This window comes from Candidatus Binatia bacterium, assembly GCA_036563615.1.
GTDB lineage: Bacteria > Desulfobacterota > Binatia > UBA12015 > UBA12015 > DATCMB01.
This window is the reverse complement of sequence record DATCMB010000014.1, coordinates 39,197-64,479: the sequence shown is the minus strand read 5'-3', so window position 1 is coordinate 64,479 and position 25,283 is coordinate 39,197. Positions and strand designations below refer to the sequence as shown.

At 71.4% G+C, this 25,283-nt stretch carries 24 protein-coding genes; 10 read left to right on the top strand and 14 right to left on the bottom strand.

Features of this window, described 5'->3' with window-relative positions:
- Position 1 precedes the first annotated feature (1 nt).
- Together VIS07_10795 and VIS07_10790 are read left to right on the top strand one after the other, a co-directional pair.
- Complete coding sequence (locus VIS07_10795) at positions 2-730, top strand: Crp/Fnr family transcriptional regulator (GenBank protein ID HEY8515989.1); 729 nt, start codon at positions 2-4, stop codon at positions 728-730.
- Entirely contained in the window at positions 727-3,150 is a 2,424-nt protein-coding gene (locus tag VIS07_10790) for a redoxin family protein (protein ID HEY8515988.1), read from the top strand. Before VIS07_10795 ends, VIS07_10790 begins: the two co-directional genes overlap by 4 nt.
- Before the next feature lie 16 nt (positions 3,151-3,166).
- On the opposite strand, the gene VIS07_10785 is transcribed toward VIS07_10790, so the two are convergent.
- From VIS07_10785 to VIS07_10775, 3 genes are read right to left on the bottom strand one after another with little or no spacing between them, the layout of a single operon-like run.
- Positions 3,167-3,763 carry a hypothetical protein gene (locus VIS07_10785; protein HEY8515987.1) on the bottom strand — a complete coding sequence of 199 codons (597 nt, stop codon included), beginning with the start codon at positions 3,761-3,763 and terminating at the stop codon, positions 3,167-3,169.
- Between the two features lie 2 nt (positions 3,764-3,765).
- The gene (locus tag VIS07_10780; protein HEY8515986.1) at positions 3,766-4,773 is read right to left on the bottom strand and encodes a haloalkane dehalogenase; all 1,008 of its coding nucleotides are present in this window, start codon (positions 4,771-4,773) and stop codon (positions 3,766-3,768) included.
- A 2-nt stretch (positions 4,774-4,775) separates the two neighbouring features.
- Positions 4,776-5,174, bottom strand: coding sequence for a DUF1330 domain-containing protein (locus VIS07_10775; protein HEY8515985.1), 399 nt, complete (start codon positions 5,172-5,174; stop codon positions 4,776-4,778).
- Positions 5,175-5,256: 82 nt separating this feature from the next.
- Here VIS07_10775 and VIS07_10770 point away from each other — a divergent pair, with 82 nt between their 5' ends.
- The 3 genes from VIS07_10770 (at position 5,257) to VIS07_10760 (ending at position 8,912) form a co-directional block, all read left to right on the top strand.
- Complete coding sequence (locus VIS07_10770) at positions 5,257-5,961, top strand: TetR family transcriptional regulator (GenBank protein ID HEY8515984.1); 705 nt, start codon at positions 5,257-5,259, stop codon at positions 5,959-5,961.
- Positions 5,962-6,054: 93 nt separating this feature from the next.
- The gene (locus VIS07_10765) at positions 6,055-7,455 is read left to right on the top strand and encodes a choice-of-anchor Q domain-containing protein (protein ID HEY8515983.1); all 1,401 of its coding nucleotides are present in this window, start codon (positions 6,055-6,057) and stop codon (positions 7,453-7,455) included.
- A gap of 239 nt (positions 7,456-7,694) precedes the next feature.
- Positions 7,695-8,912 carry a PQQ-binding-like beta-propeller repeat protein gene (locus tag VIS07_10760; protein ID HEY8515982.1) on the top strand — a complete coding sequence of 406 codons (1,218 nt, stop codon included), beginning with the start codon at positions 7,695-7,697 and terminating at the stop codon, positions 8,910-8,912.
- 68 nt (positions 8,913-8,980) lie between these two features.
- Here VIS07_10760 and VIS07_10755 read toward each other — a convergent pair whose 3' ends face one another.
- The 3 genes from VIS07_10755 to VIS07_10745 all read right to left on the bottom strand — a co-directional run bounded on the left by VIS07_10755 (position 8,981) and on the right by VIS07_10745 (position 12,390).
- Positions 8,981-10,138 (bottom strand): acetyl-CoA acetyltransferase, encoded by a 1,158-nt coding sequence (locus tag VIS07_10755; protein ID HEY8515981.1) that lies wholly within the window; start codon positions 10,136-10,138, stop codon positions 8,981-8,983.
- A 23-nt stretch (positions 10,139-10,161) separates the two neighbouring features.
- Positions 10,162-11,571 (bottom strand): 3-oxoacyl-[acyl-carrier-protein] synthase III C-terminal domain-containing protein, encoded by a 1,410-nt coding sequence (locus VIS07_10750; GenBank protein HEY8515980.1) that lies wholly within the window; start codon positions 11,569-11,571, stop codon positions 10,162-10,164.
- 81 nt (positions 11,572-11,652) lie between these two features.
- Positions 11,653-12,390 carry an MBL fold metallo-hydrolase gene (locus VIS07_10745; protein HEY8515979.1) on the bottom strand — a complete coding sequence of 246 codons (738 nt, stop codon included), beginning with the start codon at positions 12,388-12,390 and terminating at the stop codon, positions 11,653-11,655.
- Positions 12,391-12,933: 543 nt separating this feature from the next.
- Here VIS07_10745 and VIS07_10740 point away from each other — a divergent pair.
- Positions 12,934-14,838: a thrombospondin type 3 repeat-containing protein gene (locus VIS07_10740; GenBank protein HEY8515978.1), complete on the top strand. Its 1,905-nt coding sequence runs from the start codon at positions 12,934-12,936 to the stop codon at positions 14,836-14,838.
- Positions 14,839-14,877: 39 nt separating this feature from the next.
- Here VIS07_10740 and VIS07_10735 read toward each other — a convergent pair whose 3' ends face one another.
- Both VIS07_10735 and VIS07_10730 read right to left on the bottom strand, forming a co-directional pair.
- A complete protein-coding gene (locus VIS07_10735) occupies positions 14,878-15,324 on the bottom strand; it encodes a hypothetical protein (protein HEY8515977.1) in 447 nt (148 codons plus the stop codon).
- Positions 15,321-15,794: a hypothetical protein gene (locus tag VIS07_10730; protein ID HEY8515976.1), complete on the bottom strand. Its 474-nt coding sequence runs from the start codon at positions 15,792-15,794 to the stop codon at positions 15,321-15,323. Before VIS07_10730 ends, VIS07_10735 begins: the two co-directional genes overlap by 4 nt.
- Before the next feature lie 286 nt (positions 15,795-16,080).
- Here VIS07_10730 and VIS07_10725 point away from each other — a divergent pair, with 286 nt between their 5' ends.
- Positions 16,081-16,341, top strand: coding sequence for a hypothetical protein (locus VIS07_10725; protein HEY8515975.1), 261 nt, complete (start codon positions 16,081-16,083; stop codon positions 16,339-16,341).
- 27 nt (positions 16,342-16,368) lie between these two features.
- On the opposite strand, the gene VIS07_10720 is transcribed toward VIS07_10725, so the two are convergent.
- A complete protein-coding gene (locus VIS07_10720) occupies positions 16,369-16,749 on the bottom strand; it encodes a Rieske 2Fe-2S domain-containing protein (GenBank protein HEY8515974.1) in 381 nt (126 codons plus the stop codon).
- Positions 16,750-16,865: 116 nt separating this feature from the next.
- A complete protein-coding gene (locus tag VIS07_10715) occupies positions 16,866-18,170 on the bottom strand; it encodes a VWA domain-containing protein (GenBank protein ID HEY8515973.1) in 1,305 nt (434 codons plus the stop codon).
- Positions 18,171-18,317: 147 nt separating this feature from the next.
- Here VIS07_10715 and VIS07_10710 point away from each other — a divergent pair, with 147 nt between their 5' ends.
- Positions 18,318-18,755 (top strand): OB-fold domain-containing protein, encoded by a 438-nt coding sequence (locus tag VIS07_10710; protein ID HEY8515972.1) that lies wholly within the window; start codon positions 18,318-18,320, stop codon positions 18,753-18,755.
- Positions 18,752-19,906 carry a thiolase family protein gene (locus VIS07_10705; GenBank protein ID HEY8515971.1) on the top strand — a complete coding sequence of 385 codons (1,155 nt, stop codon included), beginning with the start codon at positions 18,752-18,754 and terminating at the stop codon, positions 19,904-19,906. The genes VIS07_10710 and VIS07_10705 overlap by 4 nt, the downstream gene beginning before the upstream one ends.
- Here VIS07_10705 and VIS07_10700 read toward each other — a convergent pair.
- From VIS07_10700 to VIS07_10690, 3 genes are all read right to left on the bottom strand, one after another.
- Positions 19,799-21,031 carry a GDSL-type esterase/lipase family protein gene (locus VIS07_10700; protein HEY8515970.1) on the bottom strand — a complete coding sequence of 411 codons (1,233 nt, stop codon included), beginning with the start codon at positions 21,029-21,031 and terminating at the stop codon, positions 19,799-19,801. The two genes, VIS07_10705 and VIS07_10700, sit on opposite strands and share 108 nt — an antisense overlap.
- 91 nt (positions 21,032-21,122) lie before the next feature.
- Entirely contained in the window at positions 21,123-22,772 is a 1,650-nt protein-coding gene (locus VIS07_10695; protein ID HEY8515969.1) for a hypothetical protein, read from the bottom strand.
- Positions 22,769-23,425, bottom strand: coding sequence for a hypothetical protein (locus VIS07_10690; GenBank protein HEY8515968.1), 657 nt, complete (start codon positions 23,423-23,425; stop codon positions 22,769-22,771). The genes VIS07_10695 and VIS07_10690 overlap by 4 nt, the downstream gene beginning before the upstream one ends.
- Before the next feature lie 167 nt (positions 23,426-23,592).
- Here VIS07_10690 and VIS07_10685 point away from each other — a divergent pair, with 167 nt between their 5' ends.
- Entirely contained in the window at positions 23,593-24,267 is a 675-nt protein-coding gene (locus tag VIS07_10685) for a hypothetical protein (GenBank protein HEY8515967.1), read from the top strand.
- Between the two features lie 93 nt (positions 24,268-24,360).
- Here VIS07_10685 and VIS07_10680 read toward each other — a convergent pair whose 3' ends face one another.
- Positions 24,361-25,269 carry a sterol desaturase family protein gene (locus VIS07_10680; GenBank protein HEY8515966.1) on the bottom strand — a complete coding sequence of 303 codons (909 nt, stop codon included), beginning with the start codon at positions 25,267-25,269 and terminating at the stop codon, positions 24,361-24,363.
- Between the last annotated feature and the right edge of the window lie 14 nt (positions 25,270-25,283).

Here is a 25,283-nt window from a genome sequence, read left to right as displayed (position 1 = left end):
CATGGCTCGGAGCACCACCGCAGCGGCCACCGGACGTCGGCTCGCCGACGACGCGCGCCGCGCACGCAAGCTGGCTCAGGGACTCCGTCGGCTCGGCTGGCCCGAGCCGAGCATCGAGCGGCTCCTCGAGAGCGCGGAGCTGGTGACGATCCCGCGCGGCCGCGTCATCTACCGCGACGGCAGCGCCGCGACGCGGCTCTACTGGATGCTCGACGGTGTCGCGAAGCTGTCGATCCCGGGGGCGCTCGGACGGCGCGTGCTGGTGACCCTCGCCAAGCCGGGCTCGCTCCTCGGCAGCTACATGGTGGTCGGCGGACGCCGGCTCGACACCGCGAGCGCGCTCACCCAGATCCGCGCCGCGGCGATCGACGTGCCGACCTTCCAGGAGATCGTCTCCGACCTGCCGCCGCAGATCATCCAGGTGATGACGCGCGGCACGCTCGACTACTTCTCGCGCACCTTCGTGCGCACGGTGAAGCTCTTGACGCTCGACCTGCGCGGCAAGCTCGCGCTCGGGCTGCTCGACGTCGCGGAAGGCTTCGGCGTCGTCGATGCCGACGGGCGTCTGCTCAAGGTGCGGCTCACGCACGAGGAGCTCGCCGAGCTCACCGGCGTGTCGCGGGCGCGCGTCACCAAGACCCTGCGCGAGTTCGAGGAGGCGGGCTACGTCGTGCGCCGCGGCCGCGATCTGGTGGTGAACGCGAAGCTGCTGCGCGAGCTGTGCGGGTGAAGAGCCCCGCCGCGGCGACCTGGCTCGGCGCGCTGGCGCTGATCCCGGCGCTGACCATGGCGCTCGCGCTGTCGACGGGCTGCGCGCGCCCGCGCGCGAACGCCACGTCCGCGACGTCTGCCGCGTCCGCCACGCCGGCGGGCGCGGTCGCGCCGCGAACCAAAGCCGCGCCGCTCGACCCCGAGCGTCTCTACGTCGTGCTGGTCAACGGCGGGGGGAACCGCGCCGGCAACTACCAGTCGCACGTCGTCCACCTGCGGGCGCTGCTCGAGGTCCTCGCGGAAGCCGGCGTGCCGCGCGAGCGCATCACGGTGTTCGCGAGCGACGGCGAGGATCCGGAAGCCGACCTCGCGACGCGCGAGCTGCTGCCCGAGGGCAAGGGCTGGCTGCTCGAGGGGACGTCGCTCGAAGGCCCGCTCGGCCGCCCGATGCAGTACGTCAGCACCTCGATCGAGGGCCAGACGCTGCGCGCGGCGACGCCCGAAGCGGTGCGCGCGTGGTTCGCGCGCGAAGGGAAGGAGCTCCGTCCGGGCGACACGCTGCTGCTCTACGTCACCGACCACGGCACGCCGAACCGCGAAGATCCGACCAACACCAAGATCACGCTCTGGGGCGACAAGCAGTCGCTGTCGGTGCGCGAGCTCGGCGAGTCGCTGCGCGAGCTCGCGCCGGGCGTGCGCGTCGTCATGCTGATGTCGCAGTGCTTCTCGGGCGGCTTCGCGCACCTCGCGCGCCGCGACGACGTGGCGAGCGAGCTGCCGTCGGGCGAGGTTTGCGGCTACTTCGCGTCGACCGCGCAGCGTCCGGCCTACGGCTGCTATCCCGAGAACCTCGGCGACGACAACGTCGGCCACTCGGTGCGCTTCATCGAAGCGCTCGCCGCGAACGGCAGCTTCGTCGGCGCGCAGGCGCACACGCTGGTCCACGACCGCACGCCCGACGTTCCGCTGCGCACCTCGGACGTGCAGCTCGAGCTGCTGCTCGAGCGCGCCGCCGCGGCGAGCGGCACGACGCTCACCGCGTACGCCGACGAGCTGCTGCGCGAGGTGTGGCGCGATCCGGCGCCGTTCGAGCCGCAGATCCGCCTGCTCGACCGCATGGGGCAGAGCTACGGCTTCGCGAGCCCGCGCTCGCTCGCCGAGGTCGAGGAGCGCCTCGAGCGTCTGCCCAAGGTGCGGGAGCCGCTGTCCGAGCACGCCGACGCCTGGAGCGAGTCGCTGAGCGACGCGACGCGCGCCAACCTGCAGCGCTTCCTCGATGCGCACCCGGACTGGAAGGCGAAGGTGTCCGCCGACCGAATCCGTGGCTTGACGCCGGAGCAGGCGCGCGAGCTCGGCAACGAGCTGCTCGACGCGCTCGAGCCCTTCACCGAGCGCGACCAGGAGACCGTCGAGCGTCTCACGGTCCTGCGCGAGCGCGCCGAGACCGCGGACGCGATCTCCTACCGCATGGAGGTCCGCGAGGCGGCGCTGCTGCGCATGCGCGCGCTCCTGCTGCGCATCGCCGGCGAGCAGTACCTGCGGACGCGCGCGAGCGACGAGGAGCGCGCGGCCTTCGCGGCGCTCGAGCGCTGCGAGGACGTCGTTCTCGACGTCGGCTCGGGCGAGGCGCCGCCGATCCCGAAGGAGGACTTCCCGTCCTACGAGGACGACCTGCGCGCCGCGAAGGCCGTGCTGCCGGCGTGGATGGGCATCCAGTTTCGCCCGGTGAGCGAGGAGCAGCGGCAGGCACACGGCCTCGAGAAGGGCGCGGTGTCGGTGCGCCTGGTCTACCCCGACTCGCCGGCGGCGCGCGCTGGGCTCGAGGTCGGCGACATCCTGATCGGACCGCCGGGGAAGCCGTTCGACGAGCCGCGCCGCATCCGCGAGTGGACGATGCTGCAGAAGGTCGGCGAGCCGCGCGAGCTCGAGGTGCTGCACGAGGGGAAGATCGTCCGCCGCACGCTCGTGCCCGGCGAGCACCCCGGCAAGTTCCCCGAGCTGCCGGCGCCGCCGCGCGTCGGCAGCGTCGCTCCTCCTTTGCGCTTGACGAGCTACACCGGGACGCCGCCGACCACGCTCGCGACGGGCGCGCCGCACCTGCTGTTCTTCTGGGCGACGTGGTGCAAGCCGTGCAAGGCGTCCGTGCCCGAGCTGCTCGCGTTCGCGCGCGAGCGCGGCGTCGAGGTCGTCGCGATCACCGACGAGGAGCCCGCGCAGCTCGACCGCTTCTTCGGCGCGCTCGCCGAGGACTTCCCGAAGCTCGTCGCGATCGACGCGAAGCGCGAGGCGTTTCTCGCCTACGGCGTGAGCGGCACGCCGACCTTCGTGCTGGTCGACGGCGACGGCATCGTGCGCAGCATCTCGACCGGCTACACGCCGGCCAAGGGCCTCCAGATCGACGGCTGGACCTGGGCCGGACGTCCGACGGCCGGCTCGTGAGCCGCGTCCGCCGCCGTCAATCCGCGCGGACCAGCCGCACCTCGATCGACGGACCGTAGTTCCAGAGGATCGCGTCGCCGACGCGCGTGCGGCGCACGACGATGTCCGGGATGCCGACGGGGCGCAGCACGAGCGCGTTCTCCTCGAAGGTCGCGACGACGACGATCGGCACGAAGCCCACCGCGGAGACGTCGTGCACGCCGTTCTCGACGGTGCCGTCGGCGCGCATGTCGTGGATCACGCCGGTCGACGTGACGACCACGCGGTCGCCGCACTGCTCGATGCGCTCGACGTGCTGCCAGAGCGGCATGTCGGGCGGCGCCGGCTCGCCGTCGATGTAGACCATGTCGCTCTTCCACAGGCCGCGCAGGTCGGGCGCGTGCGGGACGAGCGGCTCGGTGCAGCGCGCGAGGATCGGCGGCGGCATGACGTCGCCGTAGCCGCCGGGCGGCGTGTGCGCGACCGGGATGTCGCTCGCGCGCACGATCGCCGGATCGGCGTCGCCGCAGCCGGCGAACGCGAGCGCCAGCGCGAAGGCGAGGGCGAGCAGCGCGCGGGCTCCGCGTCGACGCGCCCTGGTGTGGGGAATCGCTCGGGGCTCCAAGCGCAGCATGCTCAGCCTCCCGTCGGCGTCGCGGCGATGAAGCGCATCACCACGTCTGCGAGCTCCTCGCCCTTGTCCTCTTGCAGGAAGTGTCCGGCGTCGCGGATCGTGACGTGCTCGACGCCGCGCGCGCCCGGCACCTCTTCCCGGAAGCGCTGCTCGAGCCCGCGCGTCACCGGGTCGCCGTCGCTGAACGCCGTCAAGAACGGACGCTCGAAGCGGCGCAGCGCGTCCCACGCGCGGCGGTTGTCCTCGATCGCCGCGTCGTCGGGCGCGAGCGGCACCAGGCGCGGGAAGCGCCGCATGCCGGCCTTGTAGCGCTCGTCGGGGAACGGAGCGTCGTAGGCGCGCTCCATGTCGGCCGTCATCTGGCGGGCGTTGATGCGCACGACGTCGCTCGCGCGCACGTCCGGAAACTCGGCGCAGTACTTCTGCCAGAACAAGAATGGCGGCGGGCCGCTCGGGTCGGCGAACGCCGCGGCGACACCCTGCATGTCGGGCACCGGCAGCGAGTCGTACATCGAGCGCAGCATCGGCCCGACCTCCGGCGGGAGGCCCTTCGCATCGGGCAGGCCGGTGTTCGCGGCGACGACGCGCGCGAAGCGCTGCGGCTGCGCCGCGACCATGCGCAGCCCGATCAGGCCGCCCCAGTCCTGGCAGACGAGCGTCGCGTCGCGCAGATCGATCGCCTCCATCCAGGCGTTCATCCAGGCGACGTGGCGCGCGTAGCTGTAGTCGTCCTGCGACGTCGGCTTGTCCGAGCGGCCGAAGCCGACGAGGTCGGGCGCGACGACCCGGTGTCCCGCGGCGGCGAAGCGCGGGATCATCTTGCGGTAGAGGTAGGCCCACGTCGGCTGGCCGTGCATGCAGAGGATGGGCGCAGCGTCGCGCGGGCCTTCGTCGACGTAGTGGAGGCGCAGCGTGCCGCCGTCGCCGTCGGGGACGTCGACGTAGTGCGGCGCGAAGCTCCAGCCCGGGAGACCCTCGAAGCGCTCGTCCGGCGTGCGCACGACGTTCATCGTCAGACCTCCTCGGTCCGCGTCGCGAGCAGCCACTGCCCCTCGAGCCCGGCCGCGCGGTGCACGCCGATCTCCTGCACCAAGGGATGGGTCGCGATCTCGAAGAACGCCTTGCGCGACGGGTACTCGACGAGCGCGATCAGGTGGAAGCCTTCGGCGCCGGTGCCCATCACCTGCGACTCGAGGCGTCCGTTCCAGATCACGCGCGCGCCGCGCTCGGCGATGAACCTCAGCATCGACGCGGTGTAGCGACGGTACGCCTCCTCGCCGCTCACGTCGTCGTCCGGCGCGTCCGCGCGCTCCTTGAAGCGCAGGAGGTTGACCATGACCACCGGTCCGTCGTCGGGCGCAGAGAGCAGCTGCTCGATCTGCGACTTGTCGGGGTAGAGCGCTAGCGTCATCGTCTCCTCCTGCCGCGGGAGTCGACCGCGGCGCTCGCAGCTGGCATCATGGGTGCCGGAAGAAAGTGGCACGGTGAATGTCATGAAATCAAGAGTCGAGCGCGAGGTGGGCGCAGGGCAGGGGGCGAAGCCCCGCGTCGACGGCCGCGAGGTGCGCGGGCTGCGCAGCCGGGACGCGATCGTCAGCGCGCTGCTCGCGCTGATCGCCGAGGGCCATCTGGTGCCCACGGCGCAGCAGGTGGCCGAGCGCGCCGGCGTCGGTCTGCGCAGCGTCTTCCGGCACTTCAACGACCGCGAGAGCCTGTTCGCCGCGATGGGCGAGCGCGTCTTCGCGAGCGCCGCGCCGATTTTGCTCTCGGACGAGCCGAGCGGCACGCTGGTCGAGCGCGCGCGAGAGCTGGTCGCGCGTCGCGCCCAGTTCTTCGAGCAGATCGCGCCCTACAAGCGCTCGGCGAACCTGCGCCGCGCCGACTCGCCGTTCATCAAGTCGCGTCACGCGGAGCTGGTGCGCGGTCTGCGCGCCGACCTGCTGCGCCGCCTGCCCGAGCTCGCCGACGCGCGGCCGGACGAGCTCGAGGTCCTCGACGCGCTGACCTCGTTCGAGACCTGGGACCGGATGCGCAGCGACCAGGGGCTGTCGCGCGAGCACGCGCATCGGGCGCTCGAGGAGGCCGTGCTCGCGCTGGTGCGCAAGGCCGTCGCGGGCGCGCGCAAGGCGGGCCCCGGCGCGGGCTCTGCCGCAGCCGCACGCCGCTCGGGGAAGGGGGCCGCGGCCGCACGCAAGTGAGCAAGAGGCTGCGTCCCCGCCGAGCGCTGGACGATCCGCGGAGGCTCGGATAGGGGAGCCGCGCTGAGCCAACCCAAACGTCGGGGGGTGAAGATGGATCGCAGCCTTGCTCGTACGCTCGCTGTCGCGCTGCTTCTCTGCGCCGCACCCGGGGCCCACGCCGCCCAGCTCAACGTCGACTCGACGGTCGACTCCACCGACACGAATCCCGGCGACGGCAAGTGCGTCTCGAAGGCCGGCGGCTGCACGCTGCGCGCCGCGATCGAGGAGGCCAACGCGACGACGCTGTCCGACACGATCATGGTGCCGGCCGGCACCTACGTGCTGAACTCGCCCGACGAGGGGCCGAACTACGCGCAGAGCGGACCGCTGTTCCTGAACGGCGAGGTCGAGGTGATCGGCGCCGGCGCGACGTCGACGATCATCGACGGCGGCGGCAAGGCGCGCGTCTTCGAGACCCAGCTGAACTCGGTGATCAGCCTGAGCGGGCTCACGATCCGCAACGGGCTCGCGAACGGCGCCGACGGCGGCGGCATCCTGAGCCGCGGCCACCTGAAGCTCAGCGACGTCACGCTCGACGGCAACCGCAGCAAGACCGATCCGCAGAACGCGAACGGTCGCGGCGGCGCGCTGTTCGTCGCCGAGGGCAGCGACGCGAAGCTGCTCGACGTCCGCATCACCAACAACACCGCGGACGGCCGCGGCGGCGGCGTCTACAACGACGGCTCGCTGCAGATCATGAACGGCACGGTGCGCGGCAACGCCTCGCTCACCGACGACGGCGGCGGCATCTGCAACTCGGGCACGCTGAAGCTGTTGATCACCGAGGTCGACGGCAATCGCGCGACGAACGGCGGCGGCATCGACAACGTCGAGGGCTCGGTCGAGATCACCGACTCGACGCTCGCCGCGAACACCGCGAGCTCGAGCGGCGGCGCGATCTTCAACTCGGGCACCGTCACCGCGGTGAACTCGACGATCAGCGGCAACACGGCGGGCGGCTCGGGCGGCGGCATCCTGAACCGCGCGCAGGGCACGGTCGCGCTGAACAACGTCACGATCGCCAGCAACCGCGCCGGCTCGGGTGGCGACGCGAAGGGCGGCGGCATCGCCAACGACGGGACGGGCGCGGTGACGGTCGCGAACAGCATCATCGCCGCGAACACGGCCGCGAACGGCGCGGACTGCGCGGGCGTCCTGACCTCGCAGGGCTACAACCTGCTGCAGAGCGACGCCGGCTGCTCGATCGCCGGCGACACGGCCGGCAACGTGATCGGCAAGGACGCGCAACTCGCGGTGCTCGCCGACAACGACGGTCCGACCCGCACGCAGGCGCCGGCGGCGACGAGCCCGGCGATCGATGGCGGCAACCCCGGCAAGCCGACCGGGCGCGACGGCACCTGCGCGCCGGCGGACCAGCGCGGCAAGTCGCGCGAGGCGGGGCGCTGCGACATCGGCGCCTACGAGACGACGGCGGCGGCCGCGGCGCGCTGAGAGCCGGCCGCGTCCGTCAAGCGCGGGGCGTCCGCGCTTCCGTCCTGCGCTGAGCTTTTCACGGCCGGCGCGCGCCGAGCGCCCGCGGGGGCGGTGCGCCCCGATCTCGCGTCGGATGCGAATTTCGCCTTGCTCCGTGCCGGGCACGCCGGCATAGTCGTCGCGCCACAACCGGCAGTGCGCCGCGGCCCGCGGTGCGAGCCAACCCCCCCGACACACCGAGGCCAGGGAGCACCGCCATGTCGTCATTGCGACTCGTCCCCTCGTTGCTGCTTTCGTCCTTCCTCGCCGCCGCGCTGGCGACGCCCGCGCAGGCGCAGCTCGCCGACTCGGCGTGGCCGTGCTTCCAGCACGACGCCCAGCACACGGGACGGACGCACCTTCTCGGCCCGGACGATCCGACGGTGCTCTGGTCCTACAAGGGCAAGAACCGGCTCGTCGCCACACCGTCGCTCGGCGCGGACGGGACGATCTACCTCGGCCACGGGCGCAACCCGATGTGCGCGATCGATCCCGCGGACGGCTCGGAGATCTGGTGCACGACGCGCAACAAGGGCACCTTCGCGGATCGCTCGTCGCCCGCGGTCGCGGCGAACGGGAACATCTACATCGGCGGGCGCGACAACGATCTGTGGTCGGTGCTGCCCGACGGCACGACGCAGTGGAAGTTTCACATCCCGACCGACGGCGACGTGACGACCTCGCCGATGGTCGGTCTCGGCGGGCTCATCTACATGGGCTCCGACTCGCTGAGCGCCGGCTACTTCTACGGCATGCGCCCGGGGCCGGTCGCCGATCCCGCGTGGCTCAACATCCTCGGCGGCGGGCTGCGCAACGTGTCGCCCGCGCTGAGCCACGACGGCTCGGTGGTCTACGTGACGACGTCGGGCTACCAGCTGCACGCGATCGACGCGCTGACCGGCGTCGAGCTCTGGCGCACGGTGCTCGAGCGTCGGCGCAACGGCGCGCGCGGGCCGAACTACACGCCGGTCGTCGGCGACGACGGCACGATCTACGTCGGCTTCGATGACGGCCTCTTCGCCGTGAACCCGGACGGCTCGGTGAAGTGGCTCTTCGCGACCGCGCCGCGCCGCATCTACTCGCCGCCCGCGCTCGGCCACGACGGCACGATCTACGTCGGCGCCGCGCGGCGCAACGACGGCCAGCTCTACGCGATCCGGCCCGACGGCACGCTCGAGTGGTCGACGCGCGTCACCGGACGTCTCGTCAACACGGCTCCGGTGGTCGACGGCGCCGGCACCGTCTACCTCGCCGCGGACCGCACGCTGTGGGCCTTCCGCCCGCACGGCAACGGCCAGGGCGGCGCCGACGTCAAGTGGTCGCTGACGCGGTTCGCGCGTCGCGTGCTCGAGTCGGGGACCGTCATCGGCCCGGGACGCGTGCTCTACCAGGGCTCGCGCGACACGCGCCTCTACGCGATCGGCGAGCGCGGCTGAGCGCGGACGAGCGGCTCGTCAAGCACAAGCAGCGTCGCGACGCGCGTCAGGCCGAGCGCCGGGCGCGCTCACGGCATCGCGACGATGCAGATGCCGCAGGCCTGCGGCGCGCCGCCGATGTTGTGCGACAGCGCGACGGTCGCGTTCTTCACCTGGCGCTTCTCGGCCTTGCCCTGCAGCTGCTTGTAGTTCTCGTAGATCATGCGCACGCCGGTCGCGCCGGTCGGGTGGCCGAAGGTCTTGAGCCCGCCGTCGGTGTTGACCGGTAGCTCGCCGCTGAGCTCGAAGGTCCCCGACGCGATGTGCTCCTTCGCCGAGCCCTTCTCGCAGAATCCCAGGTCCTCGTAGGCGAGGAGCTCGGTCAGCGTGAAGCAGTCGTGCACCTGCGCGACGTGGATCTCCTTGCGCGGGTTGGTGATGCCGGCCTGCTCGTAGACCTGGCGCGCCGCCATCTCGGTCGGCTTCCAGCGCAGGAAGTCGAAGCTCGGATCCTCCTTCGGATCCGGGGCGAGCGCGATGCCGATGCCGCGCACGAGCACGTAGTCGTCGCGGAAGCTCTTCGCGAGCTCGCGGCGCGTGAGGATCGCGGCGGCGGCGCCGTCGGACTGCGCGGCGCAGTCGTAGAGCCCGAACGGCCACGAGATCATGCGCGCGTTGAGCGCGTCCTCGACCGTGATCTCGCGCTTGAGCATCGACTTCGGCGCGAGCGTGCCGTTGTGGTGGTTCTTGACGGCGATCTTCGCGAGGTCTTCGCGGCCGGCGCCGTAGGTCTGGAAGTAGCGCGCCGCGACGTGGCTGAACCAGCCGGCGGGCGTCGCCGGCAGGCCGCGCACGCCGGTCACGGCGACGCTCGGCCCCGAGACGCCGCGGTCCTTCGGCTTGTCGAAGCCGACGACGAGCACGGTGTCGTACATGCCGCTCGCGATCGCGAGCACGCCGTAGCGGAAGGCGTCGGTGCCGGTCGCGCAGTAGTTGACGACCATGCTCACCGGACGGTCGTACATCTTGAGCGCGTCGGCGACCTCGGCCGTCCCCTTCGACGGGTACTGCGCGCCGCAGAACACGGCCTCGATCTGCTTGTGCGGATCCTCGAGCCCGGCGTCGGCGTAGGCCTCGTACGCCGCCTCGACGATCATGTCCTGGGGATCCTTGTCCCAGTTCTCGCCGAACTTGCAGCAGCCCATCCCGACGATGGCGACCTTGTCGCGGATTGCCTGTGGGTTCATGGCCGTTCCCTCGTCTCTTGTGCTCAGCGTCGCGCCGGCGTGCACTTCCAGAAGTAGTTCGGAGTGCCGCCCGCCTCGTGGATCTTGCGGAAGGTAAGCTCGACGGGGAGGTCGAGCTTGACCTCCTTCGGGTTCACGTCGGTCATCTGGATGTAGAGCCGCGCGCCCAGCACGTCGGTCACCGTCGCGACCAGCGGCGGGTTCGGGCTGCCGGCGAAGTTGTCGAAGGTGTACGACTTGAGCGTGCCGATCTGGTCCGAGAGCCGGACGTGGTCGAACTCGTCCTTGGTGTAGCAGGTGAAGCAGACGCGCTGGTGCGGGTACTGCACCTGGCCGCACTTGCGGCACTTCTGCGCGCGCAGGCTGATCTCGTAGTCGCGGTCGCGGAAGTGCTTGGTCGCCGATAGACCCGCGCCGGCGCGGCGATCGTTCTCGGTGACGAGCAGCTGGCGGAAGCGCAGGTACATGTCGTAGCTCGGCAGCTCGGCGCGCCGCTCGAGGTGCCAGCGCACGCCGCGCCGGTCGCGTCGCTTCTCGACCGGCTGCGCGACCTCGAAGACCAGCGCGTCGGCGCCGTCGCCGTAGCCGACGACGAGCAGACGATCACCGGGCTTCGCGACCTCGAGCGCGGCAGCGAGCAGCAGCGGCGCGAAGGCCGCGCCGCAGTTGCCGACCTGTCCGAAGAGCGGGTCCTGCACCTGCGTCGCCTCGAGACGCAGCTCGCGCACGAGCGTCGCGTGGCTGCGCTTGTCGGGTCCGTACAGCGCGACGCGCGTGAAGTCCTTCGGCTCGAGCTTGGTCTTCGCGAGCAGCCCCGCGACCACTTCCTTGACGTTCGCGCGGTAGCCGTGGTCGACGATGAAGCGCTCCTCCCAGGCGTGCACGAACGGGTCGCCCTCGGTTCGCCAGACGTCGATGATCTCGTCGGCCACCGTGTGGCTCGCGGTGCAGGCGGCCGCGACGTCGGTGTCGCCGACCAGGAACGCGACGCCGGCGTCGCCGAGGTTCGCCTCGGCCGGTGAGCGCGGCGACGCCATGCGCGTGTCGCCGATCACCACCAGCACGCGCTTCGCCGATCCGGCCTTGACGGTGTCGAGCGCCGCGCGCAGCGCGTTCGTGCCGGCGCGCAGCGAGTCGCCGATGTCGGCGGTGAGCACGTCGCGCCGCAGGTCGAGCGCCTTCGCGACCAGCGCCGCCCCCTGCTTCTCCTTGAAGGCGTAGGAGGTCGACGCGAACAGCACCCCGTCGACGGTCGAGCGGTCGATGCCGGCGAGGCAGTCTATACCGGCCGCTACAGCCAGCGTGAGCGCGTCCTCGTCCCAGTTGGCGACCGCCTTCTCCGGCCCGCCCTCGGTCCGCTTGCCGCCGTGGATCGCCGCCAGCGGCAGGCGAAGATAGGGAACGTACGCGCCGAACGAGGTGATGCCGACCATCGAGGTTTTCTCCTTCGGAGGGTGCAGGGTCGGCTCACGGTTACGACCCGCGCCAAAAAACTGCAAGCAGCGAGGCGGTTGCTAGAGCGGGATCTCGAGGCCGTCGTTGGCGAGCTCTTCCGCGATCTCGCTGCTGCGCGCGCGGACCTCGCGCCCGAGATGCGTCAAGACCAAACGGTCGCACTCGAAGCGCGAGCGGTTCTCCTCGATCTCGACGTAGCGGACGTGTTTCGGGACCTTGGTGTCGAACGTCGAGCACTCGCAGAGGAAGAGGTCCGCGCCGCTCGACTGGCGGAGCAGGTCGGGGGTCCACGCGGTGTCGCCGGAGTAGACCACCGTCTTGCCGCCGAAGCGGAAACGGTGACCGAGCGACACCTGCTTCTCCTGGTGCGGCACGCGGAAGCTCTCGAGGCGCGCGTCGGCGACTTCGGTCGCGTCGCCGTCGCCGACCTCGACGAAGCGAACCTCGAAGGGAAGCTCGTGCTCCCGCGCCTCGGAGTAGAGCGCGTAGTACGCCTCGAAGACGCGCCGCTCGGTGTCGGGCGGACCGACGACGATCAGCGGCCGCGTGCGCGGCGTCTCGTAGGTGTACTCGAGCAGCAGGAACGGCACGCCCGCGAAGTGGTCGCCGTGCAGGTGGCTCAGGACGACGGCGTCGATGCTCGCCGTGTCGCGCCCTTGCGCCTTGAGCGCCGTCAGCAGACCGGGGCCGGCGTCAATCAAGATGCGGCCTTGGCCGGTGTCGAGCAGGTAGCCCGCGCAGTGGCGACCCGCCGAGCCGAAGGCATCGCTGGTGCCGAGGCAGATGAGGGAACGCATCAGACGAGCCCTGCTCGCATGGGCGAGGATTGCCACAGGCCCAAAGCGAAGTCACGCCGAACATTCAACGGCATCTGCGGTGCGGAACTTGAGCGCCAGCGCCGCAGAGCGTGAGTCGTCAGCGTAGCGGGAGCTCGCGTGCCGCAGCGTTCCCGCATGCTTGAGCGTGCGCCTGGGTGAACGCCGCTGCGCGGGCGACAAAGCATCGGCGGCAGCGTCGACTGCGGCGTCTTTTTCAATCGGCCGCGCGCGACGCGAAAGCGGCGAGCGTCAATCGTCGGCCGCTCTCGACCGCGATCGTCATCTTTTCAACGGTGCCGTCACGCGCTCGCTACGCGCAAGCTATGGCGACGTGCCGCTGCGCGCGCAGAACACGGCACTTTCACGTGCGCGACTCATGGCACCCCCGTTGCTGACCCGCCCTGCAACGGGGAGGGTCCGATGCGGCCGAGTGCTTGTGGAATCGTATTTTCTGTAATTGTTGCGTTGTCGTGTGCGACGACGGCTCGCGCGACGACGTGGGTCGTACCGGAGCAGGAGGAGATGCTCGAGACCGCGGACGCGGTCGTGCTCGCCACGGTGAGCGATCTGCGCAGCGTCGAATCGTACGACGGCTCGCAGATCGCGACCGAAGTCACGCTGCGCGTACACGAGGGGTACAAGGGCGCGCGCGCGGGTGACCGCTTGGTGCTGCGCGAGTTCGGCGGCGCCGTCGGTGATTCGCGCCAGTGGATCTTCGGCTCGCCCGAGTACAGCGTCGGCGAGACCGTGCTCGTGTACTTGAAGGTCGACGAGACCGGCGTGCTGCGCACGCATCACCTCGGACTCGGCAAGGTGAGCGCGCGCGTCGCGAACAACGGCCGCATCTGGCTGTCGCGCGTGAGCCCGAAGGGGCGCGGGCGGCGCATCGAGTCGCTCAATCGTTTCCTGCGTCGCGTTCCGCCGACGCTGCGCAACGCCGAGCCGGTGGTCGCGAACGCGCCGCAGCTCGTCGGCCGCGCGCAGGCGACCACGCAGTTCCGCCTGATGCAGCCGGCGTCGCGCTGGTTCGATTTCCCCGTGCGCGTCTTTGGCGACCTGGTGGGGGACGCGTACATCGGCACGTCGGGCAGCCGTCAATCCGTCATCGAGGCAGCGGCCGCATGGAGCGGGCTCCCTGGCTCGACGATGAATCTTAAGTATGACGGTGAGCGTCAGGGCACCGGCTTCCAGTGCGTGCCGGGCGCGCTCACGATCTCCTTCAACGACCCGCGCAACGAGATCGACGATCCGAAGAGCTGCAGCGGCGTTCTCGCCGTCGGCGGCTTCTGCGCGAGCGGCAGCATCCGTCCGGGCACGCCGTACCAGACGATCACGTCGGGCTCGGTCGTGTTCAACAACGGCTGGAACAACTGCGGCTTCTGGAGCAAGACCGACTTCCGCAACTTCAAGGAGGTGCTGACGCACGAGCTCGGCCACGCGCTCGGTCTCGCGCACTCGGCGGACACGCACACCAGCAGCTCCTTCGTGAGCGACGCCACCATGTACTGGATGGCGCACTTCGACGGCCGCGGCGCGGGTCTGCGCGACTACGACCACGGCGCGATCGCGTACCTCTACGACTCGGGCGACACGAGCTCGGCTCCGCAGCCGACTCCGAAGCCGACCGCGACTCCGAAGCCGACGGCGACGCCCAAGCCGACGCCGACTCCGAAGCCGGCTGGGCCGACGCCGACTCCGAAGGCCGATCCGCTCGACAGCGACGGCGACGGCGTGCCGAACGCGAGCGACAACTGCCCGAACGTCGCGAACCCCGGTCAGGTGGACCGTGACGGCGACGGCATCGGCGACGCGTGCGACGCGTGCGCCGACCTGCCGAACCAGCGTCCCGACCAGGCCTGCACGCTGCTCTCGGGCAAGGCGAACATCACCGCCTCGACCCGCTCGGACGACGCGCAGATCGTCTTCGAGGGCAACTTCGGCGGTCTGGTCGACACGCGCACCGTGCCGACGATCCGCTTCGAGTTCGCGATCAGCAGCGACCAGATCCACGCCTTCGACGTCCCGGCGGGGGCGCTGCGTCCGAACCGCAACGGCACCACGGCGAGCTACAACTCGCGCAACCTCGCGGTGAGCCTGCGCCGCGCCCAGAAGGGCGGGATGCTCGTCAACCTGCGCGCGATCGCGCCGGAGGTGAAGAACCTCATCGGCAACGCGCTGGCGGTGCGGGTCGTCCTGCCGAACACGAGCGCCGCGATGATCGTGCCGTGCGCGACGCGCACGACCGGCTCGCGTAGCTTGACGCAGTGCCAGGCGAGCCAGAAGCGCAACACCGGCTCGGGCACGAGCGGCTCCGGATCGAATGGCTCCGGCACGAGCGGCTCGGGTTCGAGTGGCTCGAGCGGCGGCTCGAGCGGCACGCCGAAGCCGCCCGCGTCGCGCGGCTTCCCGCGCGGGATCGCCCGCTGAGCACGCGCTGATCGTGACCGGCGGACGGGTCGCGGGCGCTTACGACGCGCTCGCCGGCTCGTCCGCCGGCTCCGTTTCGAGCCCGGCGCCGTCAGCACCGCCTTCGCCGTGATCGGCGAGCGGGGTGGCGGTCGGCGCCGGGCTTTGCGTTGGCGCGGCGGCGTCCTCGCCGGTCGCCGCAGCGGAGCCGGCCGCGCCGGAGCTCGCTGCGTCGGAGCCGGTCGCGGCGCTGGTGATCGACTCGAAGCGCGCCGCGAGCGCCGTGAACCGCGACTCGAGCTTGGCGAGCGCGTCGTGCGCCTCGTCGAGACGCTCGCGCAGCCACTGGCGGTCCTGGTCGACGTTCTTCAGCGCGGCCTCGAGCTCGCGCACGCGCGGGCTCGTCACGATCAGGTAGTCGCCGCCGCCGGCGGTGATCAGGAAGGCCGCCGTGCCGGCGATGCCGATCAGCAGGCCGAGCAGGAGGCCGATGGTGAATCGCGTCATGAAGGTTCCCTCGTCGTGGTCGCCTGCCGGTCGCCCAGCTCGAGGACGAGCTGGCTCGGGCCCGTGGTGAAGCCCTGCGCCTCGAGCGCCGCGCGCACCTCGGGGGCGGGCAGGGCGGCGTCGATGGCGACGCAGCCGCGACGTCGCGCGCGGTCGATGGCGCAGGCGACGAGCGCCTCGGTGTCGCGCCGCGTCTGCTCGGCGCCGGCTTCGTCCCATGCGTGCACGGCATCGATGGTCGCCGTGAGCCCGCCGTGCGCGAGGCTGCGGCGGTAGATGACCGCGACCACGCCCCGCACCTCGGCCGCCCGGTCGAGCACGTAGAGGTCGGCGGCGAGCGTCTTGGTCAGCCGCCGCAGGGCGCGCACGCGGCGCTCCGGCGGCCCGCCGACGACGTGCAGCAACGCCGGGATGTCCTCGCGGCGCGCGCGACGGATGCGCTCTGGGCGGCGCTGCGGGTCCGGCTGCATGGCGGGCTCGTCTACCACACGGCCCCTGCATGTCGTAGAACGGCGCACGGAGATTGAAGAGGCGCCGTGCAACGAGCGTCCATGCGTCCTAGAAGATCACGCGCGCGACTCACGAAGCGCGCGAATCGGTCCGAAGACAGCATCGAGAAGTAACGTCGGCGGCGCGACCCCGATCGGGCGAAGGTCTCGGTTGACTTAGAGATGGCCGGGTCCTTATCGTGTTGCGACCCGGCGAGCCGGTCGAGGTCGCCGCTCGATCCTGCGGCCGATGTCGCGGGCAAGAGGGATGGCGGAATTCATGGCCAAACAAGAGAAGTCCACGGTCAAACCGAAGATCACCATCATCCCTGGGCGCGGCGTGGCCCAGACCATCAACTACCTGCTCGAGGACCGAGACGATCTCGAATGGCTGGTCGCCGTCGGACGCAACAAGAACGGCGAGATCTTCTTCTACGACACCGGCGGCGACATCGTCGAAGACCTGGGCACGCTCGACTACCTGAAGCAGCGCATCATCCGCGCCCACTTCGGCGACGAGCCGGAATGACGCGCTGAGCCAGCAGCGAGAAGGCCGTCAGTCGGGGATCGGGTCCGGGCAGAGCGCCAGAACCTCGTCGCCCTGCTCGACGAGCGGCACCGCATACAGCGCCTTGCCGCAGGCGGGACCGAAGACGCACTCGCCGCGGTCCGGCTCGTAGAGCGCGCCGTGGGTCGGGCAGACCAGGAACTCGCCCGCCTCGTCGAAGAACTGGTTCTCGACCCAGTCCATGGTCATCGGGATGTGGCGGCAGCGGTTCACGTACGCCCGCAGCTGCCCCTGCCAGTTGACCACGAAGCACTCGATCTCGCGCCCGCCGCAGCTCAGGACGAACTTCTTCGAGCGGCCGGGCGCGAGCTCGCCGGCGCGCAGGATGGGGACGCCGGATGGCCCGGATCCGCTCGCGTCGCAGCTCACGCGCTGGCTGTCTAGCGGAGGCGCGGCGCGCCCGCCACGCGCTCCATCGCGACGCGCCGGCAATCGGCGTCATGCAGCGCTCGGCCTCGCGCGGCCGATGAGCGACTTGCGGCCTCTCAGCGACGCGCCGCCTCGCGCAGCGCGGCCAGCAGCCCGGTGAGCGAGGTCGCCTCGAGCACCAGATCCGCCGACTCCGCGTAGGCCGCGAGCGCGCTGTCGCCGGTGTTCCAGCGCTCGCGCGGCTCGGGCACAGCCCAGACGACGGCGCGGACGCGGCGCGCGAGCCGCCGCAGGACGTCGGCGCGCGCCGGGCGTCGGTTGTTGCGCGCGTCGCCGAGCACGAGCAGCACCGTGCGCCGGTCGAGGATGCGCTCGGCCTGCGCCTCGAGGTCGGCGAGCGCCGCGCCGTGGTCGGAGTACGCGTGGTAGTCGAGCTCGCCCTCGGGGCGGACGTGGCCGTCCTCGAAGTCGATCGGCACCAGGCGGTCGACGAACGCGAAGCGCGTGACGCGCGCGAACGCGCTCTCGGCGCCGGCGAGGATCGTCAGCAGCAGATCGCTCGCGCGCGCGACCGAGCCCGAGACGTCGCACAGCACGACCAGGTTCGGCTTGCCGGGACGCCGTCCGCGGCGCTGCAGGTCGATCAGCGCGCCGCCGCGCGCGACCGCATGGCGGATCGTGCGTCGGATGTCGACGTGGCCGCGGCGCTCGCGGCGCTCGCGCCGTGACGTGCGCGCCGCGAAGCGCCGTCCGAGCTCGCGGGCGACGGCGCGCGCGCGGTCGAGCTCGTCCGGGTCGAGGTCGGCGAAGGGACGCTGGCGGAGCGGCGCGGGCGGAGGAGGAGGAGCGCCGGGTCGGTCGTGCACCGGTCCGTGGCGCGCCGGCAGCGCGGCGTGGCGCGAATCGGCCGGACGCTCGGCGCGCGGACGCGCGCTCTCGGCCTTCGCGCGCGGCGCTTCGCCGGCGCGCACGCCGACGCGCGGCTCGTGCGGCGACGAGAGCGCGCGGGACGCCGCCTGGGACGCGGTCTGCGCGACCGCCGGCGCGCGCGTCGGGCGCGCGTCGTCTCGCCTCTCCCGCTCTTCGCTCGCGCGCGGCGCGCCGCCGCCTCCGCCCCCCGAGCCTCCGGACGGCGCGCCCGCGTGGCCGTCGTCGCCCGCAGCACCCCGACGCCCGCGCTTGCGGCTGCGTCCGCCCGACGCCGGCAACGGCAGCAGCGGGAAGTGCTCGTCGAACGCGGCGTCGAAGGCCGCGCGGTCGTTCTCGTCCTTCACGAGAGCTGCGGCGAGCGCTTCGCGCAGCACCTCGCGCTCGACGCCGACGGCCTCCACCGCCGCCATCGCGTCGAGCGTCTCCGCGATCGAGACGCGGATCCCGACCGCGCGCAGCCGCGTGACGAAGCTCAGCAGACGCTCGCGCACGACGCCCATCCAACGCGCCGCAGGCGGCCAGTCAACCGCAGGCTCGGCGACGCGCGAGATCGAGCAGGCTGCGGGCGTCCGGTTGCGCGCACGCGGCCGTCGCTCGTATACCGAGCGGTACACGCGCGAGCCGGAACAGGAGGAGACGTGGCAGCGACCTCGAGGCGCCCGCTGAAGCAGGGCTATTTCACCGTACCCGACGATCCCGCCGAGCCGCCGCGGCTGCTCGGCACGCGCTGCGACGCGTGCGGCGAGCACTTCTTCCCGCGCCGCGCGGTGTGCGCGAAGTGCATGTCCGAGAACACGAGCGAGGTGCTGCTCGGTCCGAACGGCACGCTCTACAGCTACACCTTCGTGCACTTCCCGCTGTTCGGCTCGACCAAGATGGAGCACGTCGGCTACGGCGTCGGACAGGTCGACCTGCCGGAAGGGCCGCGCGTGCAGGTGCCGCTCGCCGGCAAGCAGGAGGACTACAAGATCGGCATGCCGCTCGTCGCCGAGCTCGAGCCGATCCGGGAGGAGGGCACGACCGAGGTGGTGATCCTGCGCTTCCGCCCGACCAGCGTCGCCGGAGGTGCGGCATGAGCAACACGAGAGAGGTCGCGATCCTCGGCGTCGGCATGCATCGCTTCGGCATGTGGCCCGACTCGAGCAACGCCGAGATGGGCCGCATCGCGGGGCTCGCCGCGCTGAAGGACGCAGGGCTCACGTTCAAGGACGTCGACGCCGCCTTCGTCGGCCAGATCTTCGCGCCGGTGATGACCGGCGTGCGCGTGATGAAGGAGTTCGGCCTCACCGGCTTGCCGGTGCAGCGGCTCGACAACGCTTCGGCGACCGGTTCGGCGTGCCTCTACGAGGCGGTCGCCGCGGTCGCGCACGGCCGCTACGACGTCGTGATGGTGCTCGGCTTCGACAAGATGACGAGCATGGTCCAGGACACGACGGCCGGCACCGATCCGGCGAATCTCGAGGACGCGATCCTGCCGGCCGCGTTCTTCGCGATGTGGGCGACGCGCCGCATGCACGAGCGCGGCACCAAGCCCGAGCACCTCGCCAAGATCGCCGCCAAGAACTGGAACAACGGCGCGCTCAACCCGATGAGCCAGCGCCAGCCCGACAAGCCGGTGAGCGTCGAGAAGGTGCTCGCGTCGCGCATGGTCGCCTGGCCGATGACGACGATGATGTCGTGCCCGATCGGCGACGGCGCGGCGTGCGCGATCGTCGGACCGGCCGACCTCGCACGCAAGCTCAACCCGGGACGCCCGGTGGTGAAGGTCGTCGCGTCGGCGCTGCAGAGCGAGCGCTACGAGCGCGGCCACCTGTTCATGGGCCCGGTCGTCGGACCAGCGCGCATGACCGTCGACACCTCGAAGGCCTGCTACGAGCAGGCCGGGCTCGGACCGAAGGACCTCGACCTCGTGCAGGTGCACGACGCCTTCGCGATCGAGGAGCTCGAGTACTACGAGCTGCTCGGCGTCTGCGCGCCCGGCGAGGCCGAGGCGTGCATCGAGCGCGGCGACTTCGAGCTCGGCGGTCGCGTGCCGTTCTCGACCGACGGCGGTCTGATCGCGCGCGGCCACCCCGGCGGTCCGACCGGGCTCGCGCAGATCTGGGAGACCACGCTGCAGCTACGCGGCGAGGCGGGCAAGCGTCAAGTGGAAAATGCGCGCACGGGGCTCTGCCACATGATGGGCGGCGGCAGCGTGTGCGTGATCCACATCCTGCAGAAGGGCTGAGCCGGAAGAGCTCCGCTCGGCGGCGGCGCTCGGCGCGCTGGACGACGGCGCGTCGAGCAGCCCCGCGCGGCGCAGCGCTGCGAGGATCCGCTCGGCCATGAGCTGATGGCCGAGGCTGCTCGGGTGGATGTGCTCGCCGAAGAGCAGGGCATTCCCCAGATGCGCGGCCTCGGTGAGCTCCGCGATCTCGAGGTACGGCACGCCGCTCGCCTCCATCGTCGCGCGCAGCGTGTCGCGATAGAGGCGCATCCGCCGGCCCTCGGGCGGGTTGGTCTGCGGATCACGGTAGACCGGGCCGACCACGAGCACCTGCGCGCCGTGCTCGCGCGCGAGCGCGACCATCGCGCCGATGTTCTCGACGTAGCGCTCGAGCGGCACGCGCGGCTGTAGCCGCGGCGGCGGGCCAGGAGGGGGCGCGCCCGGACCGTTCGCCCACCACGACCAGAGGTGGAGCAACGCCTGGCTCGAGCTCACGACGGCGCGCAGCACCGTCGGGAGGAAGCCGCGCGACATCACGACGTGGTCCGGGCTCGGCTTCAGCGACACGTCGTTGAAGCCGAAGCAGATGATGACCAGGTCGGGCTCGAGCGCGTCGATCCAGCGCTCGAGCAGCAAGAGCCCCTGGTGCGTGCTGTAGCCCGGCACGGCGAGCGCGATCACCTCGACGTCGCGCGCGGGATCCTCGGCGCGCAGCAGGCGCTCGAGGCGACGCGGGTACGGCGCGTCGTCGCGGTCGTACTGCTCGGGCGCGTCCGGGAAGACCAGCGGGATGCGGTAGCCGAAGGTCACCGAGTCGCCGAGGCAGACGATGCGGAACGTCCCCGGCCGCTTGCGCTCGATGCGCTCCGGATGGCGCAGGCCCTGCTCGTTGGTCGACACGACCGTGAAGTCCCAGATCGTGCGGTCGACGTTGGGGCGCAGCCGCCAAAACAGGACCGGGTCGCCCTCGAAGAGCGGTTGCTGGTTGCGCGGTGTCCTGTCCGGCGGATCTCCGAACAGCGTCAAGAAGAAGTCGCGGCTCGAGTAGTGCGGCAGCGTCGCGCGCACGGCGAGCTCGACGGCGCCGAGCACGGCCGCGAACACGAGGAGCGGGAGGACGATGTTGCGGACGCGCCGCGCTGCCATGGACCGACCATCGCAGCGTGCGCGGGGCGCGGATGTCAAGCGCGCCGCGGCGACGGTGGCGTCTTGCCGCCGCGGCGCGCTTGCGCTCGGGCTACGGACAGCCCGTGCCGCCGAAGTTCGTGCAGTCGTTCGGCTGGTTGCCGGCGAGCTGGTTGCCGGTGAAGGCGGCGATGACGCCTTCGTTGAAGATGCCGCCGCCGCCGAAGGTCGCGCGGTTGCTGCGGATCGTGCTGTTGCGGACGGTGAGCTTGCCCTTCGCGCCGCTCGACGCGTCGTTGTAGATCGCGCCGCCGGCGCCGCCGAACTCGATCGTGCCGTTCAGCCCGGCCGCGTTGCTCTCGAGGGTCGTGCGCTCGAGGACGATCTCCTTGCCCGCGGTGTTGAAGATCGCCGCGCCGAAGCCGTCGGTCGCGTTGCTCAAGAAGACGGTGTCCTTGATGGACAGCAGCGTCGCGGTGTTTTGCAGGGCGCCGCCGAGACCGACCTGGCAACCCGTGCCGCTGCACAGCGAGCGGTTGCGGGCGAAGCGGCTCCCCATCACGTTGGACTCACTCCCGGCCAGCAGGGCGATCGCGGCGCTGCGGCAGCTCGTGCCCTCGCAGCGCGACTCGTTGGACTCGAGCACGGTGCTGCTCAGAGTCACCTCCTGCGAAGAGAGCCGGACGAGCTGCTCGACGAAGCAGCGTGCACCGGTGCAGCTCAGCACGTTCTGGTCGATGTCCGTCGTGAGAAGCGTGACCAGAAAGGGCGCGACGGCGGCGAGAACGCCGCGCGCTTCGCAGTCGGAGTTCGCGCAGCCGACGGCGTTGTCGCGCACGAGGCTCTCCTCGACGTCGATCCGGCCCGCGCTCGCGAACAGATCGACGACGTCGAGGAGGATGCAGCCCTCGCCGATGCAGGCGACGGCGCTGTCGAGCACGCTCGAGTCGAAGACGGTGACGCTGTCGACGCCGTCGACGTCGAGCACCGAGCCGGCACGGCAGCCGGGGCTGTCGCAGAAGACCTTGTTCGCCTCGAGCGCCGCGCCGTCGATCTCCACCGACGTGCCGGCGGCGAAGATCGTGCCGCGCGTGGCGCAGGCGTTGCCTCTGCAGCGCGCGAGGTTGTCGATCCCCGCGAGCTCGCGCAGCACGAGGCGCTCGCGCGCATCGACGGAGAGCACGCTCCTCGCGATGCACTTCTCGCCGTTGCAAGAGCTCTGCGTGCCCTCGACGACCGCATCTTCGAGCAGGATGCCGCGCCCGAAGAGATCGATCTGACCTCCGAGGGCGCACTCCGCTCCCTCGCAGGAGCTGTCGTTGGTCTGGGCGCCGATCTTGGTCAAGACGACGTCCCCGGAGCCGCCCTGCGCTGCGAAGACGGGGCGTGTTGCGCACGCATCGCCGAAGCAGCGCGTCTCGTTCGTGCTGATCTCGACGTCGTGGATCGTCGCGCCCTCGCGGCCGAGCAGGCCGTAGAGCGGGGCGACGTCGCAGCCGTCGCCGACGCACGAGGCGCGGCTGTCCGTCAGGTCGAGGATGTTGGCCGTGATGGTCCGCGCCGTGACGCTGATGGCGCCCCCGGCGATGCACTGCTCGTCGAAGCAGGTCGACGAGTTCTTCGTGACCGTGGTCCTCTGGAGGGCAAAGTCTGCGACGGCAGGGCCCGCCGCGCGGTACATGACGATGGCCGACGTTCCGGCCGCGCAGCGTGAGCCCTCGCAGCTCGTCGAGTTGAGCGCGATCTTCGAGCGCCGGATCACCAGCGCCCCGCGCCGACGGCGCGGATCGCAGCGCCCTGGCGGTCGTCGTTGCAGCTCTCGCCGACGCACTTGGCCGTGTTGCGCACGACCGCGGCGCGCTCGATCGTGAGCTGCCCGGGGCCGTTCATCTCGATGGCGCTCGCGCCGGTCGCGCAGCCGTCGCCCGTGCAGCCGACGTCACCCCGGGTGATGGTCATGTTGACGAGGAACGCGTCCACCCCGCCCCTCGCCTGAGGGTCGACGTGGAACACGCGGTCGCCGTCGCCGACGACGTTGAGCTTCCCGATCCTATTCTTGACTTTGGTCTTGAAGCCTCTGCCCTCGATGCGGACCGACTCGGCGATGTCGAGGTCGCCGCCCAGATCGAGGTCGTCGCCCGCTCCGCCGAGCTTCAGCACGTAGCCGCCGCGGCGCAGCTTGATGACGTCGACCACCGGGTGCGGATCGCCCGCGACGCATTCGCCCGGGGTGCGTCCCGAGGGCCTGTTCGTGTTCGCCGCGGTGACCGCCTCGCGCAGCGAGCAGCGGCCGTCGTCCGCGACAACGTCCTTCTTCATCGTCACCTGGATCGTGGCGGCCCTCGCGGCGTCGGCGCCGCCGAGCGCGAGGACCAGGAGGCTCGCCAGGGCGAGCCGGATGGTGCTCGGGTTCATGATCACTCTCCCTCCCGCCGTGTGGCGGCACGTTCGTCCGGGAGAGGACGACGCAACGCGCCCTGCCGATTGCAGGCGGCCGACCTCTCGCGCGCCGCCGCAATCGGCGCGGCGGTTCTGCGCGTCCTTCGCGACGGATCGACGACGCGACGAGGAGGGAGACAACCATGCGCTTGACGAACCTGCGGCGGTCCGTGCCGGTCGCCGCCTTGCTGCTTTCGATGCTCTCGACCTCGGGCTGCCTCTTCTTCGAGGCCCCGCAGCCGGCCGTGCCGCTCACCGCCGACGAGCAGAAGCGCGTCGTGGCGTGCCACAAGGTGATCGCCAAGCAGAGCGTCAAGCTCGCGAGCACGATGATGCAGCAGCTCGACCGCTGCGCGAACGAGGCGCTCGCGCTCTCGCTCGAGAGCGAGCGCGAGCTCGACGGCTCGAACGTCGCCGACTACGTGCGGCGGCGCCAGCAGGTCGCGGCGCGCTGCGAGGCCGGCTACGCGCGCATCGGACGGGTGACGACGCGGATGATCGACACGATCGCCGCGCGCTGCGCGAGCGTCGAGAGCCTCGTCGTCGCGGACGTGTCACGCGGCGATCCGCTCGGCTGGAAGACGCTGGATGCGTTCATCGAGCAGCTGAGCGGCGACGACCTCATCGGCTCGATCGAGGACGTCGCCGGGCTCGCGTGCTCGGGGACGGTGGAAAGCCTCGAGCGTCGCATGCCGCAGATCCTGCCGCGCGCGAGCGACCTGCTGCACACGTACCACGGCATCCACGACTACGACGAGGCGCAGGAGTACCTGCGCTCGTTCCTCGACCCGCGCTGCGGCGCCATGCTCGAGAGCTGAGCGGATCCGTCGCGCGGTCGGGGACGAACGCGTCCCGACCGTCCGACGTGCGGCGTGGCGCGAGCGCGCGCCCGCGAGCGGCCGACGCTCTGGCTAGGCCGCCTCGCGCCCCGCGCTCGCGCCCATCTCCGCGCGCCAGCGCGCGCGGATCATCTCGGTCGTCTCGCGCGAGCCGTCGGGGCTCCAGCCCGGCGGTCCGAAGAGGTAGCCCATCACCTCGCGCAGCGAGCGCGCGGTGCGCAGATCGCGCAGGATCGCCGCCCACTCGTGAAACGCGATGCGCAGCGGGTTGTAGGTCGAGATGTTCTTGACGATGCCGTAGCGCGGCGGATCGGCGGCGGTCTCGGCGACGAAGGTGCCGAACAGGCGATCCCAGACGATCAGCACGCCGCCGTAGTTGGCGTCGAGGTAGCGCGGGTTGGTCGCGTGGTGCACGCGGTGGTGGCTCGGCGTGTTGAGCACGAGCTCGAGCGGAGCCGGGAGGCGGTCGATCGCCTCGGTGTGGATCCAGAACTGGTAGAGCAGGCTCGTCGCCGTGAAGAACAGCACCACGTCCGGCGGGAAGCCGATCAGCACGAGCGGCAGCCAGAAGATGAAGCCGAGCGTCGCCTTGCCCGTCCACGTCTGGCGCAGCGCGGTCGACAGGTTGTAGCGCTGCGAGGAGTGGTGCACGACGTGGCTCGCCCAGAACCAGCGCCGCTCGTGCGACACGCGGTGGAACCAGTAGTAGGCGAGGTCCTCGGCGAAGAAGCACGCGACCCAGACCCACCACGCGTGGCCGAGGTCGAAGAGCCGCAGCTGGTGGACGCCGACGAACGCCGCGACCACCAGCGAGCCGATCAGCGCGCTGACGATCACGCTGCCCACGCCCATCGTCAGGCTCGCCGCGGTGTCGCGCGGCTCGTAGCGCACGCGGCGCCCGCGCTTGCCGGCCCAGAGCTCGAGCAGGATGCAGGCGATGAATCCCGGCACGGCGTAGAGGACGAGCTGCGACGATTCCATGGTCCGGCCCTCGA

Coding starts and splice junctions, on each gene's coding strand:
- VIS07_10795 (HEY8515989.1), top strand. CDS start 2: ATGGCTCGGAGCACCACCGCAGCGGCCACCGGACGTCGGCTCGCCGAC.
- VIS07_10785 (HEY8515987.1), bottom strand. CDS start 3,763: ATGCTGCGCTTGGAGCCCCGAGCGATTCCCCACACCAGGGCGCGTCGA.
- VIS07_10780 (HEY8515986.1), bottom strand. CDS start 4,773: ATGAACGTCGTGCGCACGCCGGACGAGCGCTTCGAGGGTCTCCCGGGC.
- VIS07_10775 (HEY8515985.1), bottom strand. CDS start 5,174: ATGACGCTAGCGCTCTACCCCGACAAGTCGCAGATCGAGCAGCTGCTC.
- VIS07_10770 (HEY8515984.1), top strand. CDS start 5,257: ATGAAATCAAGAGTCGAGCGCGAGGTGGGCGCAGGGCAGGGGGCGAAG.
- VIS07_10765 (HEY8515983.1), top strand. CDS start 6,055: ATGGATCGCAGCCTTGCTCGTACGCTCGCTGTCGCGCTGCTTCTCTGC.
- VIS07_10760 (HEY8515982.1), top strand. CDS start 7,695: ATGTCGTCATTGCGACTCGTCCCCTCGTTGCTGCTTTCGTCCTTCCTC.
- VIS07_10755 (HEY8515981.1), bottom strand. CDS start 10,138: ATGAACCCACAGGCAATCCGCGACAAGGTCGCCATCGTCGGGATGGGC.
- VIS07_10750 (HEY8515980.1), bottom strand. CDS start 11,571: ATGGTCGGCATCACCTCGTTCGGCGCGTACGTTCCCTATCTTCGCCTG.
- VIS07_10745 (HEY8515979.1), bottom strand. CDS start 12,390: ATGCGTTCCCTCATCTGCCTCGGCACCAGCGATGCCTTCGGCTCGGCG.
- VIS07_10740 (HEY8515978.1), top strand. CDS start 12,934: ATGCTCGAGACCGCGGACGCGGTCGTGCTCGCCACGGTGAGCGATCTG.
- VIS07_10735 (HEY8515977.1), bottom strand. CDS start 15,324: ATGACGCGATTCACCATCGGCCTCCTGCTCGGCCTGCTGATCGGCATC.
- VIS07_10730 (HEY8515976.1), bottom strand. CDS start 15,794: ATGCAGCCGGACCCGCAGCGCCGCCCAGAGCGCATCCGTCGCGCGCGC.
- VIS07_10725 (HEY8515975.1), top strand. CDS start 16,081: ATGGCGGAATTCATGGCCAAACAAGAGAAGTCCACGGTCAAACCGAAG.
- VIS07_10705 (HEY8515971.1), top strand. CDS start 18,752: ATGAGCAACACGAGAGAGGTCGCGATCCTCGGCGTCGGCATGCATCGC.
- VIS07_10700 (HEY8515970.1), bottom strand. CDS start 21,031: ATGGCAGCGCGGCGCGTCCGCAACATCGTCCTCCCGCTCCTCGTGTTC.
- VIS07_10690 (HEY8515968.1), bottom strand. CDS start 23,425: ATGAACCCGAGCACCATCCGGCTCGCCCTGGCGAGCCTCCTGGTCCTC.
- VIS07_10685 (HEY8515967.1), top strand. CDS start 23,593: ATGCGCTTGACGAACCTGCGGCGGTCCGTGCCGGTCGCCGCCTTGCTG.
- VIS07_10680 (HEY8515966.1), bottom strand. CDS start 25,269: ATGGAATCGTCGCAGCTCGTCCTCTACGCCGTGCCGGGATTCATCGCC.